This is a genomic window from Leeuwenhoekiella sp. LLG6367-2.1 (assembly GCF_045055775.1).
GTDB lineage: Bacteria > Bacteroidota > Bacteroidia > Flavobacteriales > Flavobacteriaceae > Leeuwenhoekiella > Leeuwenhoekiella aequorea.
The window spans coordinates 81,732-97,709 of sequence record NZ_CP159331.1 but is presented as its reverse complement, the minus strand read 5'-3'; the positions used below and the strand labels follow the sequence as shown (position 1 = coordinate 97,709).

The 15,978-nt window shown below is 37.2% G+C and carries 14 protein-coding genes; all 14 read left to right on the top strand.

Going from position 1 to position 15,978, the window contains the following annotated elements:
- Positions 1–18: 18 nt before the first annotated feature.
- The 14 genes from ilvC (at position 19) to ABVM53_RS00385 (ending at position 15,977) form a co-directional block, all read left to right on the top strand.
- Complete coding sequence (gene ilvC / locus ABVM53_RS00450) at positions 19–1,518, top strand: ketol-acid reductoisomerase (protein WP_405328201.1); 1,500 nt, start codon at positions 19–21, stop codon at positions 1,516–1,518.
- 80 nt (positions 1,519–1,598) lie between these two features.
- Positions 1,599–2,864 (top strand): threonine ammonia-lyase IlvA, encoded by a 1,266-nt coding sequence (gene ilvA / locus ABVM53_RS00445; RefSeq protein WP_405328198.1) that lies wholly within the window; start codon positions 1,599–1,601, stop codon positions 2,862–2,864.
- 45 nt (positions 2,865–2,909) lie between these two features.
- Complete coding sequence (locus ABVM53_RS00440) at positions 2,910–4,505, top strand: NADP-dependent glyceraldehyde-3-phosphate dehydrogenase (RefSeq protein WP_405328195.1); 1,596 nt, start codon at positions 2,910–2,912, stop codon at positions 4,503–4,505.
- Between the two features lie 376 nt (positions 4,506–4,881).
- Positions 4,882–5,526 carry a GNAT family N-acetyltransferase gene (locus ABVM53_RS00435; protein ID WP_405328192.1) on the top strand — a complete coding sequence of 215 codons (645 nt, stop codon included), beginning with the start codon at positions 4,882–4,884 and terminating at the stop codon, positions 5,524–5,526.
- 41 nt (positions 5,527–5,567) lie between these two features.
- On the top strand, positions 5,568–6,755 hold the full coding sequence (argG, locus tag ABVM53_RS00430; RefSeq protein ID WP_405328190.1) for an argininosuccinate synthase: 1,188 nt from the start codon (positions 5,568–5,570) through the stop codon (positions 6,753–6,755).
- Positions 6,752–7,729, top strand: coding sequence for an N-acetyl-gamma-glutamyl-phosphate reductase (gene argC / locus ABVM53_RS00425; protein WP_405328188.1), 978 nt, complete (start codon positions 6,752–6,754; stop codon positions 7,727–7,729). Before argG ends, argC begins: the two co-directional genes overlap by 4 nt.
- 123 nt (positions 7,730–7,852) lie before the next feature.
- On the top strand, positions 7,853–8,653 hold the full coding sequence (gene proC, locus ABVM53_RS00420) for a pyrroline-5-carboxylate reductase (RefSeq protein ID WP_405328187.1): 801 nt from the start codon (positions 7,853–7,855) through the stop codon (positions 8,651–8,653).
- Positions 8,653–9,786, top strand: coding sequence for an aspartate aminotransferase family protein (locus tag ABVM53_RS00415; protein WP_405328184.1), 1,134 nt, complete (start codon positions 8,653–8,655; stop codon positions 9,784–9,786). The genes proC and ABVM53_RS00415 overlap by 1 nt, the downstream gene beginning before the upstream one ends.
- Positions 9,787–9,838: 52 nt before the next feature.
- A complete protein-coding gene (locus ABVM53_RS00410; RefSeq protein ID WP_405328181.1) occupies positions 9,839–10,789 on the top strand; it encodes an N-acetylornithine carbamoyltransferase in 951 nt (316 codons plus the stop codon).
- A gap of 10 nt (positions 10,790–10,799) precedes the next feature.
- Positions 10,800–11,576, top strand: coding sequence for an acetylglutamate kinase (argB, locus tag ABVM53_RS00405; RefSeq protein ID WP_405328179.1), 777 nt, complete (start codon positions 10,800–10,802; stop codon positions 11,574–11,576).
- The gene (locus tag ABVM53_RS00400; RefSeq protein ID WP_405328176.1) at positions 11,576–12,640 is read left to right on the top strand and encodes a M20 family metallo-hydrolase; all 1,065 of its coding nucleotides are present in this window, start codon (positions 11,576–11,578) and stop codon (positions 12,638–12,640) included. The genes argB and ABVM53_RS00400 overlap by 1 nt, the downstream gene beginning before the upstream one ends.
- A 130-nt stretch (positions 12,641–12,770) precedes the next feature.
- Positions 12,771–14,069, top strand: coding sequence for an argininosuccinate lyase (gene argH / locus ABVM53_RS00395; RefSeq protein ID WP_405328173.1), 1,299 nt, complete (start codon positions 12,771–12,773; stop codon positions 14,067–14,069).
- Positions 14,070–14,375: 306 nt separating this feature from the next.
- A complete protein-coding gene (locus ABVM53_RS00390) occupies positions 14,376–14,741 on the top strand; it encodes a hypothetical protein (RefSeq protein WP_405328170.1) in 366 nt (121 codons plus the stop codon).
- Between the two features lie 153 nt (positions 14,742–14,894).
- Positions 14,895–15,977, top strand: a complete 1,083-nt coding sequence (locus ABVM53_RS00385; protein WP_405328168.1) for an efflux RND transporter periplasmic adaptor subunit — start codon at positions 14,895–14,897, stop codon at positions 15,975–15,977.
- The last annotated feature ends 1 nt before the right edge of the window (position 15,978 follow it).

The window sequence follows — 15,978 nt, the reverse complement described above, 5'->3', positions numbered from 1 at the left end:
TCAATAAAATACATTAAAATGTCAAATTACTTTAATACACTATCCTTAAGAGATCAGTTAGCTCAGCTGGCAAAATGCCGATTTATGGAGTCTGATGAGTTTGCAGATGGTATAGAAGCATTACGCGGTAAGAAAGTTGTAATCGTAGGATGTGGAGCGCAGGGATTAAATCAAGGATTAAACATGCGAGACAGTGGGTTAGATATTTCATATACGTTGCGCGAAAGTGCTATTAAAGAGAAAAGAGCATCTTATAAGAATGCTGTAGAAAATGGTTTTACTGTTGGGACTTATGAAGAATTAATTCCCACAGCAGACCTTGTATGTAACCTTACACCAGACAAGCAACATACTGCGGTTGTAAAGGCGATAATGCCTCTTATGAAAAAAGGAGCAACTTTAGCTTATAGCCACGGTTTTAATATTGTAGAAGAAGGAATGCAAATACGGGAAGACCTTACCGTTATTATGTGTGCGCCTAAATGTCCTGGTTCTGAAGTACGTGAAGAATATAAGCGTGGTTTTGGGGTTCCTACCTTGATAGCGGTACATCCTGAAAATGATCCTGAAGGAAAAGGAAAAGATCAGGCTAAAGCATATGCTGTTGCAACGGGTGGTCATAGAGCAGGTGTGCTTGAATCTTCATTTGTCGCTGAGGTAAAAAGCGATTTAATGGGTGAGCAAACTATCTTATGTGGTATGCTTCAAACCGGCTCTATTCTTTGTTTCGATAAAATGGTTGAAAAAGGAATTGACAAAGGCTATGCCGCTAAGTTGATTCAATATGGTTGGGAAACTATTACCGAGGCTTTAAAGCACGGTGGTATAACAAATATGATGGATCGATTAAACAATCCTTCAAAAATTAAAGCATTTGAATTGGCTGAAGAAATTAAGGAGATTACGCGTCCGTTGTTTCACAAGCATATGGATGATATTATCTCAGGGCATTTCTCCAAAACGATGATGGAAGACTGGGCAAATGACGATGAAAACCTTTTAAAATGGCGTGCTGCAACTGGAGAGACCGCTTTTGAAATGACCCCTGCCGGAGATGTTGAGATTTCTGAACAAGAATATTTTGATCACGGCGTATTAATGGTAGCAATGGTTAAAGCAGGAGTAGAGTTAGCTTTTGAAACGATGACCGAAGCGGGTATTATTGAAGAGTCTGCTTATTACGAATCGCTTCACGAAACTCCGTTAATTGCAAATACTATTGCGCGTAAAAAATTATTTGAGATGAATCGTATTATCTCAGATACTGCAGAATACGGTTGCTATCTATTTGACCATGCTTGCAAGCCTCTTTTGACAGATTTTATGAAATCTGTAGATACAAATATCATTGGTAAAGCTTTCGCAAAAGATAATGGTGTAGATAATAAAACACTTATTGCAGTGAACGACGCTATACGAGGTCACGAAGTTGAAGAAGTAGGAGCGTGGTTAAGAGAATCTATGACTGCCATGAAAGAAGTTAAGACAGTAGCGTCGGCAGAGCCGGTTACCGCTTAAAATTCTTTTTAAATCACTGTATATACTAAACTTGGTTACACCCGAATAACCAAGTTTAGTCAATCAAAATAATTACAATTTTGAGCGACTTAAAAATCTCATATTTCCCAGAATTAGAAAATGTAAAGAAGGCTGCAGCAACCTTGAAGGGTGTTGCAGCTTTAACTCCATTACTGCCCAGTCTCAATTACTCACGCAAATTTGAGGCAAAAATTCTTCTTAAACGGGAAGATTTGCAACAGGTGCGGTCCTATAAAATTAGAGGAGCCTTTAATAAAATAAGTTCGTTATCGCAAAATGATCGGGATAAGGGAATTGTCTGTGCCAGTGCTGGTAATCACGCACAAGGTGTTGCATTTGCTTGTGCAAAATTAAAAATAAAAGGTACCATTTTTATGCCTGCTCCCACACCGGGTCAGAAAACTGAGCAGGTAAAAATGTTTGGAGAAGACTATGTGACAATAATTCTAACAGGAGATACCTTTGATGATGCTTACAAAGCGGCCAAAACTGAATGTGATGCGCTGGGTAAAATATTTGTTCACCCATTTGACGATGAAAAAATCATAGAAGGTCAGGCGACTGTGGGGTTAGAAATAATTGAACAAGCTGAAGAAGAGATTGATTATGTTTTTGTACCCGTAGGTGGAGGTGGTCTTGCCTCAGGATTGAGTACTATTTTTCATTTACTATCTCCTAAAACCAAAGTAATAGGTGTAGAGCCTGAAGGTGCCCCATCAATGAGTACTTCTATTTTTAATAAGGAAAACACAACACTTAGATTAATAGAAAAATTTGTAGATGGCGCTGCGGTGCAACGGGTAGGCGATCGCAATTTTGCTATATGCAAGGAGTACTTACATAAAATGGTAACTGTTCCGGAAGGTAAAGTATGCCAGACCATATTAGATCTTTATAATAAAGATGCTATTGTAGTAGAGCCTGCAGGAGCACTTACCTTATCAGTTCTAGATCAATTTGCTGATGAGATTAAGGGGAAAAATATTGTTTGTATCGTAAGCGGAAGTAATAATGACATAACCCGTACAGCAGAAATTAAAGAACGTGCGCTGTTATATCAAGGTTTAAAACATTATTTCATTATACGTTTTCCGCAGCGTGCCGGAGCGTTACGCGAATTTTTGAATGAGATATTAGGTCCCAATGATGATATTACATTTTTTGAATATAAAAAGAAGACATCGCGGGAAGATGGTCCAGCCGTAGTAGGAATTGAAATTCAAGATTCGGCAAGTTTAGAACCCTTAATTGCACGTATGAAAAGCCGTAAATTTTTCGGTGAGTATTTAAATGATAAACCTGATTTATTTGAATTTTTGATATAAGCTATTTCTTTTTTCAATCAAGAAGCAACTACAAAACCTATCCATATGAAACCACTTACAACCGAAATACCAGAGCAATTTAAAGTTGAGCCAATAGAGCAGAGAACCTACCTCATAGATGGTAAGCTTTTAACATGGGAAGGAGAAACTGCAGAGGTTTATTCAAGCATTCATACAGAGGTTGATGGTGAGCGTCGACCCACAAGATTAGGCTCAACTCCCAGTCTTGGTAAAGAGGAAGCACTATTAGCTGTTGATGCCGCTCATAAAGCATATGATAGAGGTCAAGGTTTATGGCCAACTATGAAGGTTGCAGATCGCATTAAATGTATGCAGACTTTTGTTGAAAAAATGAAAACTAAGCGGGAGCTTATTGTAACACTATTGATGTGGGAAATAGGGAAAAATTTTCCCGATTCCCAAAAAGAGTTTGATCGTACCGTTGAGTATATCAATGATACTATTGCAGATTATAAGGATATGGATCGTGATAGTGCTAAATTTTATAAGCAAGACGGGATACATGCACATATACGTAGAGGACCATTGGGCGTAGTATTATGTTTGGGACCTTATAATTATCCACTTAACGAAACGTTTTGCCTGCTTATTCCAGCTCTAATTATGGGGAATACAGCTGTTTTTAAACCTGCAAAACACGGAGTTCTATTAATTGCACCATTGCTAGAAGCATTTCAAGAAAGTTTTCCTCCAGGTGTGGTTAACGTAGTATTTGGTAGAGGTAGAGCGATTGCTTCTCCTGCAATGCAAACGGGAAAAATAGATGTTTTGGCTCTAATAGGGCACAGTTCGTCTGCAAACGCATTACAAAAATTACATCCTAAACAAAATCGTCTGCGATTGGTACTTGGCCTTGAAGCAAAAAATCCTGCAATAATTTTACCAGATGCAGATCTTGATCTTGCTGTTGCAGAATGTATTGCAGGTACGCTTTCATTTAATGGTCAGCGATGTACTGCTCTAAAGGTGATTTATGTACACGAGAATATTGCAGAGACATTTAACCGAAAATATTCAGAAGCAGTTGATGCGTTGAAGTTTGGACTGCCTTGGGAAGATGGCGTAAAACTTACACCTTTACCAGAACCTTCAAAACCTGCTTATATTCAAGGGCTTATAGATGATGCTACGGCAAAGGGAGCGCAAGTTCTTAATGCCAAAGGGGGTACTCATTTTGAAAATTTCATATGGCCTGCAGTCTTGTTTCCGGTAACAAAAGATATGCTGGTATATCAAGAGGAGCAGTTTGGTCCTGTAGTTCCTATACTTACTTTTAAACATATAGATGAGCCACTAGATGATATGGCAGAGTCCAACTATGGCCAGCAAGTAAGTCTCTTTGGAAAAGATGTTAAGGCATTAGCGCCGCTTATAGATACTTTAGTAAACTTAGTTTGCCGTGTAAACCTTAATAGTTCGTGTCAACGTGGGCCAGATGTATATCCATTCACAGGAAGAAAAGATTCTGCAGTAGGAACCTTAAGTGTACACGATGCTTTGCGTTCCTTTTCGATACGCACATTTGTGGCTTCAAAAGACAATGAATATAATAATGCAATCTTAAATGAGTTATTAGATACTAAGAAATCTAACTTCGTAAGTACAGATTACTTGTTATAATAATTGTCAAAAGCATATTTTGTTAGAAATATAGCAGTGAAAAATTATTATCGAACTGAAACTTGAAGAAATCATAAAAAAGTAGATTTATTTGACATTTCCAGGCAGTATTGGACTGTCGTTTAAATCTACTTTGTACTTTAGCAGAATAAATGAAAGGAATAAACTTACATATAAATGTACTGAAGCAAGCTATCAAGGCTGCTGTTTTGTCATTGTATCCAGTTGAGACCCATACTTCTTTGGTATGTATTCCTGTACGCCGTCATGAGCGTCGCCGCCCCTAGTGGGTGCAGTTTTCTTGGGAACTTAGGTGAGTCCGGTTCCGTCTTCAATATCAATTTCACTTTTTTTCTAACTTCCAATTCAAAAGAATATGGAAATTATTATTGCTAATAAATCCCATGCGGGATATGCACAATATATATGCGATACGATCGCAGAATCGGCTAAAGTACGTGGTACCGGTATTGCAAAACGCACACCGGAGTACGTAATCACCAAAATGGAAAACGGAAATTCTGTTATAGCACTTGATGGTGATAAATTTGCTGGTTTCTGTTATATCGAGGCTTGGGGACATGGCAAATTTGTCGCTAATAGTGGTCTTATTGTACACCCTGATTATAGAGGCAGTGGTCTTGCACGGCAAATTAAAGAGGCTATTTTTAAACACTCTCGCCATAAATATCCAGATGCAAAAGTTTTTGGTATCACTACGGGTCTTGCCGTTATGAAAATTAATTCAGATTTGGGATATCGTCCCGTAACCTTTTCAGAACTTACCGATGATCCTACGTTCTGGAAAGGCTGCCAAACCTGTCGTAATTATGATATTTTACAGCGTACTGAACAAAAAATGTGTTTGTGTACTGGAATGTTATACGATCCTGCAAAAGAAGAGCAGAAAAAAATGCTTATACCTGAAGACGTAAAGCAAATGAACCCAAAAGCTTTTACACGGTTAAAAAGTATTAAAGAACATTTGTTCTTGAAAAAAGATAAAAAGAAACAAGATTAAATTGTTTAGACTCTGTAGAGTCTAGAATAAACCATATTAGAATGAAAAAATTAGTTCTCGCCTACAGTGGCGGTCTTGACACAAGTTATTGCGCTAAGTATCTATCTGAAGAAAAAGGATTTGAAGTACATGCTGTAAGTATTAATACAGGAGGTTTTAGTCAGGAAGAAATTGACGAAATAGAGTCTAAAGCTTTAAAAATAGGAGCTAAAACCTATAAAAATATTCAAGCTGTAGACCGCTTCTATGATAAGGTTGTCAAGAATTTAATTTATGGTAACGTATTAAAAAATAATACCTATCCACTTTCAGTAAGCGCAGAACGTATTATTCAGGCTGTTGAGATTATAAACTATGCAAAATCAATAGATGCGCAATATGTTGCTCACGGAAGTACGGGAGCTGGCAATGACCAAGTTCGTTTTGATATGATTTTTCAAACACTTGCTCCAGAAATAGAAATTATTACTCCTATAAGAGATTTACAACTTTCAAGACAAGCGGAAATCGATTATTTAAAAAGCCACGGTGTGGAGATGGCTTGGGAGAAAGCAAAATATTCTGTGAACCGTGGATTATGGGGAACAAGTGTAGGAGGTAGTGAGACCTTAACTTCTCATCAGGGATTGCCAGAATCTGCTTTTCCTTCACAAGTAGAAAAAAACGAATCAGAACAAGTTACTCTAACCTTTACAAAAGGCGAATTAACAGCTGTAAATGGTAAGGCTGCCGGTGCCGTAGAGAATATAGAAAGCCTGCAAAAATTAGCGGCACCTTTTGGTATAGGTCGTGATATTCATGTAGGAGATACTATTATAGGGATAAAGGGTCGCGTAGGTTTTGAAGCGGCCGCACCAGTGATAATAATTAAAGCGCATCATTTATTAGAAAAGCATACGCTTACAAAATGGCAAATGCAGCATAAAGATTATCTAGCTAATTTCTATGGAATGCATTTGCATGAAGGTCAATATTTAGATCCGGCTATGCGTAATATGGAAGCCTTCTTAGAAGATAGTCAGAAAAATGTATCAGGTGATGTGTATGTAACATTACATCCCTATCGATTTACTTTAGAAGGTATAAAATCTGATCACGATTTGATGAATGCATCTTTTGGAGCATATGGCGAGATGAATAAGGGATGGACAGCCGACGATGCAAAAGGATTTATAAAAATCACCGGAAACCAAAATAAGATTTACAACCACGTAAACGGAAACTCATGATTAAAGCAGGTATAGTAGGTGGCGCAGGATATACAGCAGGAGAACTGTTGCGTATTTTATTAAACCACTCCTTTGTAGAATTGAGTTTTGTTTACAGCACCTCTAATGCCGGAAACTTGCTTAGTGATGTGCATCAGGATTTGATAGGAAGCACATCGTTACGTTTTGCAGACGCAATTGATTTTTCTGTAGATGTGGTTTTTTTGTGTTTAGGACACGGAAATTCTAAAGCTTTCTTAAAGGAAAATAACTTTACTGAATCTACAGTTATTATTGATTTAAGTAATGATTTTCGATTAAAAGCAGATGCAGATTTTGAAGGTAGAGAGTTTGTATATGGTTTGACAGAACTTAATCGAGATGCTATAAAGCAAGCCGGATCTATTGCAAATCCCGGCTGTTTTGCTACAGCGATTCAATTAGCATTATTGCCCTTAGCAGATGCACGAAAAATATCAAATGACATCCATATAAATGCTGTTACGGGTGCTACTGGTGCGGGCACTTCACTTTCTGCGACTACTCATTATACGTGGAGAGATAACAACTTTTCATATTACAAACCATTCACACATCAACATATGGGTGAAATTAATCAGACTGTCGCTCAGCTTCAATCTGGTTTTGATAAAGAATTATTTTTTCTGCCAAATCGCGGAAATTTTTCGAGAGGAATTTTTGCAACTGCATATACCAAGTTTGATGGCGCCTTTGATGAGATAAAGAAGTTGTACAAAGACTATTACGCAGATGCCCCGTTTACATTTGTTTCAGATGCAGAAATACATATGAAACAGGTAGTAAATACTAATAAATGCCTGATTCATTTATACAAACAGGGAAGTCAACTGTTAATTACCAGTTGTATAGATAATCTCTTAAAAGGAGCATCTGGTCAAGCAGTAGAAAATATGAATCTTATCTTTGGGCTTCCGCAGGTTGAAGGGCTTAACCTTAAGGGCAGCTATTTTTAATAATTTCTTTAAGATTAGCTGATGAGCATAATCTGAAGTAATAGGAAATGAATTTTTTAAGCAATAATGACACTATAAAAGAAGTTGCTTTCGCCTTCGCGAAATTTACATAAAGGACAGCATATGAAAATAGCAATTATAGGAACCGGGAATTTAGGCCTTTCAATAGCCAAAGGTCTAATTACAAATAATGCAATAACCTCATTATTTATGACCCGTCGTAATCCCGAGGGAATAGCATCTTATGCAGAGTATAAAAATGTATTTGTTACTTCAGATAATGTAGAGGCAGTACAAAAGTCTGATATTTTAATATTTGCTGTGCAGCCGGCGCAACTAAGTGCTATTTTAAATGACATAAAAGATCATCTTACAGATAAACATATACTTATATCTACCATTACGGGATATCAAATTTCTCAAATTGAAGCAATTGTAGGTACAGATCAGTTTATTGTGCGTGCGATGCCAAACACGGCTATTGCAGTGGGCGCATCGATGACCTGTCTTGCCAGTAATGAAAAAGGAATTAAGCGTATAAAAATTGCGGAGGCCATTTTTAATCGTTTAGGAAATAGTTTGATTATACCAGAAACTCAAATGCAGGCAGCTACTGTGGTTTGCGCAAGCGGAATTGCCTTCTGGATGCGACTGATTCGTGCCACCACTCAGGCCGCTATACAACTGGGATTTGATGCAAAGGAAGCACAAGAATTGGCTATGCATACGTGTAATGGTGCATCAAAATTGCTTATAGATTCGGGAAATCACCCCGAAGAAGAAATCGATCGTGTTACAACACCTAAGGGTTGTACGATTGAAGGATTAAATGAAATGGAACATAAAGGCTTGAGTTCTTCTCTAATTCAGGGGATGGTAGCTTCTTTTAATAAAATTAATATTATAAAATCTGATCAGAAATAATGAGTCTATTTGATGTTTACCCGTTGTATGACGTAACCCCGATAAAAGCTCAGGATGTTTGGGTTTATGATTCAAAACCCACTAAGTATCTGGATTTATATGGAGGTCACGCTGTGATTTCTATAGGTCACTCGCATCCTAAATATGTGGAGAATTTAACAAAGCAATTAGGAGATATTGGGTTTTATAGTAATGCAGTGCACAATCCATTGCAAGAAGCACTTGGAGAACGGTTACCGGTTCAATCTGGATGTCCAGATTATCAATTATTTATGTGCAGTAGCGGAGCAGAAGCTAATGAAAATGCACTTAAAGTAGCCTCTTTTGTAACAGGAAGAAAAAAGGTTGTGGCCTTTAACAATAGCTTTCACGGGCGCACATCTGCCGCAGTTGCAGCTACAGATAATCCTAAGATTGTTGCTCCAATAAATGCACAACAAGAGGTTGAGTTTTTACCATTAGGTGATCTTGATGCGTTAGCAGGTGTACTTGCTAAGGGTGATGTTTGTGCAGTAATTGTAGAGTTTATTCAGGGAGTAGGAGGCTTAGATATAAGCACAAAAGAATTTTACGAAGGGATTGATAAATTGTGCAAGCAAACCGGAACAATGCTTATCGCTGATGAGGTACAGGCCGGCTTTGGTCGTACAGGAAGATTTTTTGCATTTCAAGAGTACGATGTACAGCCCGAGTTAATCTCGATGGCTAAAGGTATGGGTAATGGTTTCCCAGTGGGAGGCATTTTGATTCATCCTTCAATAGAAGCAGAATTTGGAATGTTGGGAACAACCTTTGGAGGAAACCATCTGGCTTGTGTTGCGGCACTAACAGTTCTTGAAGTTTTAGAAGAAGAGAGCCTTCTGGAACATGCCCTTCGGGTTTCAGATCACTTTAAAGCTAGGGCATTAGATTTTCCTCAAATCAAAGGTGTAAAAGGACGTGGTTTGATGTTAGGAATTGAATTTGATTTTGATACTTCGGCATTGAGAAAACAGCTTATTTACGACCAGCATATTTTTACAGGAAGTGCAAAGAATAAGAATCTTATACGCATTCTTCCTCCGTTAACAGTGCAAAATGTGCATATAGATCAATTTTTTGATGCACTTAAAATAGAATTAGAAAAATTATAATTAACTAAGCAGAGATTTCGGCTGCTACTTATCTTTTGACAGGAATCAACTAATGAAAAAATACACCGGTTTAGACGACATTACAGATCTACAAGAACTAATCGCGCAAGCTCGCGAACTTAAAAATAATCCATACGCTTACGAGCAACTGGGTAAGCGCAAGCGCCTTGTCATGCTATTTTTCAACTCCAGCTTACGCACCCGGTTAAGTACAGAAAAAGCTGCAAGCAATCTGGGAATGGATGTCACGGTGATGAACTTTAATAGTGATGCCTGGAAATTAGAATTTGAAGATGGTACTGTTATGAATGCTGATACCTCAGAACATATTAAAGAGGCTGCGCAAGTGATTTCTCAATATGCAGATATTATTGCTGTACGCGCATTTCCTACTCTAACAGATAAAGCTAAAGATGAATCTGAATATGTAATTTCTAGTTTTGTTAAGTATGCGAGCGTTCCTATTGTTAATATGGAAAGTGCAACAGCTCATCCTTTGCAAGCACTTGCAGATGCTATTACTATCACAGAACTGGCAAAGAAGAAAAAGCCCAAAGTGGTTTTAAGTTGGGCACCGCACCCTAAAGCTTTACCTCACGCGGTAGCAAATTCATTTATAGAAATGATGCAGAAAATGGATGTCGATTTCACGATCACACATCCCAAAGGCTACGAACTGGATAAGGCTGTTGTAAAAGGTTCGGTAGTAGAATATGATCAGGATGCTGCATTAAAGGATGCAGATTTTGTCTACGTGAAAAACTGGAGTAACTATGAAAATTATGGCAAAGTGCTTGCCACAACAGATTCTCACGCGAGCTGGACAATAACTCAAGAGAAGTTAGGAGATGCCAAGTTTATGCATTGTCTTCCGGTTAGAAGAAATGTAATCGTTACCGATAGTGTTTTAGATGGAAAGAATTCGGTAGTGATTGAACAAGCAAATAATAGAACCTATTCTGCTCAGGTAATTCTCAAATCAATTTTAGAGAACCTAAATTAACGCTATTCTTATGAGAAATCTCCATATCGTTAAGGTAGGTGGAAATATTATTGAAAAAGAAGAAGATCTTCAGCACTTTTTAGATTTGTTTGCCAACCTTGAAGGGCCTAAAATATTGGTTCATGGAGGAGGGAAATTAGCCACTGAACTTGCAGAACGTTTAGGTATAGCTGTAAAAATAAAAGATGGTCGTAGAATTACAGACGCTGAGACCGTCGAGGTAATCACCATGGTTTACGGCGGTAAGGTAAATAAACATATTGTCGCGGGTTTACAGGCCAGAAATTGCAATGCACTGGGTTTTTCTGGAGCTGATGGAAATACAATTTATTCAGTAAAAAGATCGGTAAAAGACGTCGATTTTGGCTTTGTTGGAGATGTTGTGGGTGTTAATAGTGAGCTTATAGATAAATTACTTAATATAGGTATTACTCCGGCATTTTGCGCTATTACTCACGATGGAAAAGGTCAATTGCTAAACACAAATGCTGATACAATCGCATGTGAGCTTGCGATAGGGCTTTCTAAAAGTTACAAGGTTACGCTTAACTACTGCTTTGAAAAGTCTGGCGTATTGCTTGATGTTGCCAATGATGACTCTGTTGTACGGGAGATAAATACTTCTAAATATTCAGAATTATTAGAAGACAAAATTATTGCAGATGGGATGCTTCCGAAGTTAGAAAATTGCTTTTATGCATTAAAAGGTGGAGTAAGTAAAGTTCAGCTTGGCAAACCTGAAATGCTACAAAATACCAATACTAATTTTACAACCTTACGACTGTAATGAACATAGAGAAACTTACGCAAGAGGCGCTAGAATTATTAAAAAATCTAATTAAAACACAGTCTTTTTCATCTGAAGAAGAGGGTACGGCTACATTTATTGAAAATTGGTTTAATAGATATGATATTCCATTTCAAAGACAGGCAAATAATATCTGGGCAACTAATAAAAATTTTAAAGAAGGAAAAACCACCTTACTTTTAAATAGTCACCATGATACTGTTCAGCCTAATAACGGCTACACACGCGATCCATATTCTCCAGATATTGAAGATGGCAAATTATACGGCTTGGGTAGCAATGATGCTGGTGGTTGTCTGGTTTCATTAATTGCAACTTTTACGTATTTCTTTGCCTATGAAAATCCTAAGTATAATTTAGTTCTGGTTGCGAGTGGTGAGGAAGAGAGTAGCGGTCCTAATGGGTTAAATAGTATGCTTAAAGTTATACCCCATATTGATGTAGCTATTGTTGGTGAGCCTACGTTGATGAATCTTGCTATTGCAGAAAAGGGACTTGTGGTCTTTGATGCTCAGGTTTTAGGTACTCCTTCACACGCGGCACATCCTAATGACAATAATGCGATCTACAATTGTATCCCGGTATTACAATGGTTTAAGGATTTTAAGTTTGAGAAAGTCTCTGAGGCTTTGGGAGAAGTTAAAATGACAGTCACTCAAATAAAAGGTGGTAAACAGCATAACGCAGTACCTGCAGACATTGATCTGGTAGTTGATGTACGTGTTAATGATCAATATAGTAATAAGGAAATTGCAGATTTATTACAAGCGCAAGCACCTTGCGATTCTATAAAACCACGAAGTTTACGCTTAAATTCGTCTTCTATTCCTAAGGATCACGAACTAGTAAAAGCGGGTATTGCTCTAGGTAGAAGCACTTATGGTTCACCTACATTGAGCGACCAGGCGGTTTTAAGTTGCCCGTCATTAAAGTTAGGGCCGGGTGATAGTACCCGTTCACACAGCGCAGATGAGTATATTTACGTTAAAGAAATCGAAGAGGGAATACAGATTTATATAGATTTGCTGGAAAGCATTTTATAATAATAAGTAGTAAATACGAGAAAATTTCAAAACGTTGTACTACCGAATTCGATTACAATTTCAATAAAAATAATCCCTCTTGGGGTAAGTTAGGGTCGATTTTATCTTCTCAAAACTAAAAAAAGTAACTATGAAACTTTGGGATAAAGGAGCCACAATAGACAATAAAATTATGAATTTTACGGTAGGTAATGACCGTGAGATCGATACACATATTGCTAAGTATGATGTGCAGGCAACGCGAGCACACGTAATTATGCTTGAGAAAATAGGAATTCTAAGTGCTCAAGAGCTTGATAGCCTTTTACCTCAATTAGAAATTCTTGAAGCCCATACCCAAAACCCTGATTTTTTTATAGAACCGGAGTATGAGGATATTCATAGCAAGATAGAAGCAGAACTTACTCTTATTTTAGGAGAAACCGGTAAGAAAGTACATACTGCGCGATCACGAAACGATCAGGTTCTTGTGGCACTTCATTTATATTATAAAGATCAATTGCAGCAAATACGGGTACGTACCGTCTCACTGTTTGATACGTTAATGAAACTTGCTGAAAAACATCAGGATAAATTACTTCCCGGGTACACGCATTTACAAGTAGCAATGCCTAGTAGCTTTGGGCTTTGGTTTTCTGCGTATGCAGAATTGCTAATAGATGATCTCACGCTGCTTAATGCTACCTTACAAATTGTAGATCAAAATCCGTTAGGATCTGCAGCAGGTTACGGAAGTTCGTTTCCTATAGATCGAAACCTTACTACTAAAGAAATGGGCTTTGCAACTTTAAAGTACAATGTGGTTGCAGCTCAAATGTCTAGAGGTAAAAGTGAACGAACTCTTGCATCTACGCTAGGAAGTCTGGCAAATACGCTATCGCGGTTTGCAATGGACATTTGTTTGTATATGAGTCAGAATTTTGGATTTATAAGTTTTCCCGAGCAATTAACGACTGGCAGCAGCATTATGCCCCATAAAAAAAATCCGGATGTTTTTGAATTGATACGCGGTAAGTGTAATAAAATTCAGGCATTAAGCACAGAGATGATTTTAATTACGAATAACTTGCCTAGTGGTTATCACCGAGATTATCAATTGCTTAAAGAAAATACCATAAATGCGATAGAGAACATAAAAGATATTCTTGAAATATTTGATTATAGCATTGCTCAGATAGTAGTTAAAGACATCAATCTCACCGAAGAAAAATACAAATATATTTTTACGGTGGATAGTATCAATAATCTGGTTGTGGAAGGCAAATCATTTAGAGAGGCTTACAAAACAGTAGGAGGAGAAGTTCAAGCAGGAACTTACAAACCAGATTCTGGTAGAAAGCACACACATTTAGGAAGTATACACAATCCTGGATTTGCTGAGATCACCGAAAAGATGCGCAAAGTTTCAACGGCATTAGATAAAAGCTAAAGGTGTTTGAATAGTACGTATTTTTAATTCCGAATGATTCAAAATGCACTGATTTATCAATTTTTTCAGAAAAAGAATTCAGTTTATTTGAATTTAATAGAAGTTAGATTACTTATTAAAAGCCTTTATTGTAGAATTTTTGAATATTCTGTCAATTAAAGTGTTGGTTATTATTAGTATTGCCTGTTTTTTTTAATTTTTAATGCTTATTTGTTTAAGTTCTTAAGTTCAGTAAATAGTGCTTTTCAAATTTTGTAGTTCATAGCATCTTATTATAAATTTGCCTTGTCTTACTCAAAAAGATATATGAGAATTCTTCTTTCTTTAGTTATACTTCTTTTTACCGGTTTTATAAATCTATCGAGTGTAGCTGCTTATACGGGTGGAGAATCTATATCTATTGCTGAGATCGATTATCAGGGTCTTCAGCATATAGACAAAAACGCACCCGGAAGTTTTCCGCAGTACTCTATTGCTGAATTTGAGATTGAAGAAAGTGATTCTGCTTCAAAAGACAAACACCTTAGCAGCACTATACCCTTCTTTGGCCTTCCTGCTGCTGTTATCAAGCATTTTTACGTTTACAAATACAATTATTTAGATGCAGAAGCAATCATTCCTGCTTGCTCTTCTGTTAAGTCTTACCTGCTTTTTCAGGTTTTCAGACTGTGATTAAAACTCTTCTGGCCTACTTCTCTGTAGGCTAAACGCTTATTCTGTTTAAAGTATTCAAAACAATTGTTCAAAAACTTTACAGGATATCTACGTCTTTTCTATTCTGAAAAGGCATTCACATTAATCTAACTATTTGTAATTAAAGTCACCATGAAAAGAATGCTCATGATGTTAGGCTTTGGAGCACTATTGTTCCACGTAAGCTGTAAATCAGAACACCACGAAAAACAAGAAGAAGTAAAATTCTTAGTCACAAACCCTATCCAAAAAGATACACTTATAACAAAAGACTATGTATCACAAATTCAATCTAGTCGGCATATAGAACTGCGTGCTCAAGAGCGAGGATATCTTCAGAAGATATATGTAGATGAAGGAGCGTTTGTAAAAGAAGGTCAGTTGCTTTTTCAAATACTTCCCCGAATTTATGAAGCCGAAGTACAAAAATCTAAAGCTGAGGCTGAAGTAGCTAAAATTGAATATGAGAACACAAAACTGTTAGCAGATAGTGATGTAGTTTCTAAGAACGAACTAGCAATGGCAAAGGCTAAAATGGATAAAGCAAATGCCGAGCTGTCTCTCGCTAATGTGCATTTAGGATTTACTCAAATACGCGCACCCTTTGATGGTATTGTTGACCGCTTTCACGTAAGATTAGGTAGTCTCGTGGATGAAGGCGAACTCCTAACAAATCTATCTGATAACAGTACGATGTGGGTGTATTATAATGTACCCGAGGCTGAATATCTGGACTACCAGGAGAATATCACAAAAACCGATAAGCCACAGGTAAATCTTCTAATGGCAAACAACAAATACTTTAAGCATCCCGGAGTTGTAGAAACAATTGAAGCAGATTTTAATAACGAAACCGGTAATATTCCATTTAGAGCCACTTTTCCTAATCCTGAAGGTTTACTTAGACACGGCGAGACCGGCAATGTACATGTTACCATACCTATTACAGATGCTCTATTAATCCCGCAGAAAGCCACTTTTGAAGTTCTTGATAAAAAATATGTCTATGTCGTTGATAAAGATCACAAGATAAAGTCACGCGAGATTACAATAATCAATGAGCTCCCGCATATTTATGTAGTCTCTGAAGGCTTGTCTGTAAACGATCATATACTTCTTGAAGGTTTACGTCTTGTTCGCGAAAATGATAAAATTAAATATGAAGTTAAAGATGCTGAATCTGTGATTTCTAATCTTGATTTGTACGCCGAGTAAT

Excerpts from the sequence above, each read along its gene's own strand:
- ilvC (WP_405328201.1), top strand. The coding sequence starts at position 19 with ATGTCAAATTACTTTAATACACTATCCTTAAGAGATCAGTTAGCTCAG.
- ABVM53_RS00440 (WP_405328195.1), top strand. The coding sequence starts at position 2,910 with ATGAAACCACTTACAACCGAAATACCAGAGCAATTTAAAGTTGAGCCA.
- ABVM53_RS00435 (WP_405328192.1), top strand. The coding sequence starts at position 4,882 with ATGGAAATTATTATTGCTAATAAATCCCATGCGGGATATGCACAATAT.
- argG (WP_405328190.1), top strand. The coding sequence starts at position 5,568 with ATGAAAAAATTAGTTCTCGCCTACAGTGGCGGTCTTGACACAAGTTAT.
- argC (WP_405328188.1), top strand. The coding sequence starts at position 6,752 with ATGATTAAAGCAGGTATAGTAGGTGGCGCAGGATATACAGCAGGAGAA.
- proC (WP_405328187.1), top strand. The coding sequence starts at position 7,853 with ATGAAAATAGCAATTATAGGAACCGGGAATTTAGGCCTTTCAATAGCC.
- ABVM53_RS00415 (WP_405328184.1), top strand. The coding sequence starts at position 8,653 with ATGAGTCTATTTGATGTTTACCCGTTGTATGACGTAACCCCGATAAAA.
- ABVM53_RS00410 (WP_405328181.1), top strand. The coding sequence starts at position 9,839 with ATGAAAAAATACACCGGTTTAGACGACATTACAGATCTACAAGAACTA.
- argB (WP_405328179.1), top strand. The coding sequence starts at position 10,800 with ATGAGAAATCTCCATATCGTTAAGGTAGGTGGAAATATTATTGAAAAA.
- ABVM53_RS00400 (WP_405328176.1), top strand. The coding sequence starts at position 11,576 with ATGAACATAGAGAAACTTACGCAAGAGGCGCTAGAATTATTAAAAAAT.
- argH (WP_405328173.1), top strand. The coding sequence starts at position 12,771 with ATGAAACTTTGGGATAAAGGAGCCACAATAGACAATAAAATTATGAAT.
- ABVM53_RS00390 (WP_405328170.1), top strand. The coding sequence starts at position 14,376 with ATGAGAATTCTTCTTTCTTTAGTTATACTTCTTTTTACCGGTTTTATA.
- ABVM53_RS00385 (WP_405328168.1), top strand. The coding sequence starts at position 14,895 with ATGAAAAGAATGCTCATGATGTTAGGCTTTGGAGCACTATTGTTCCAC.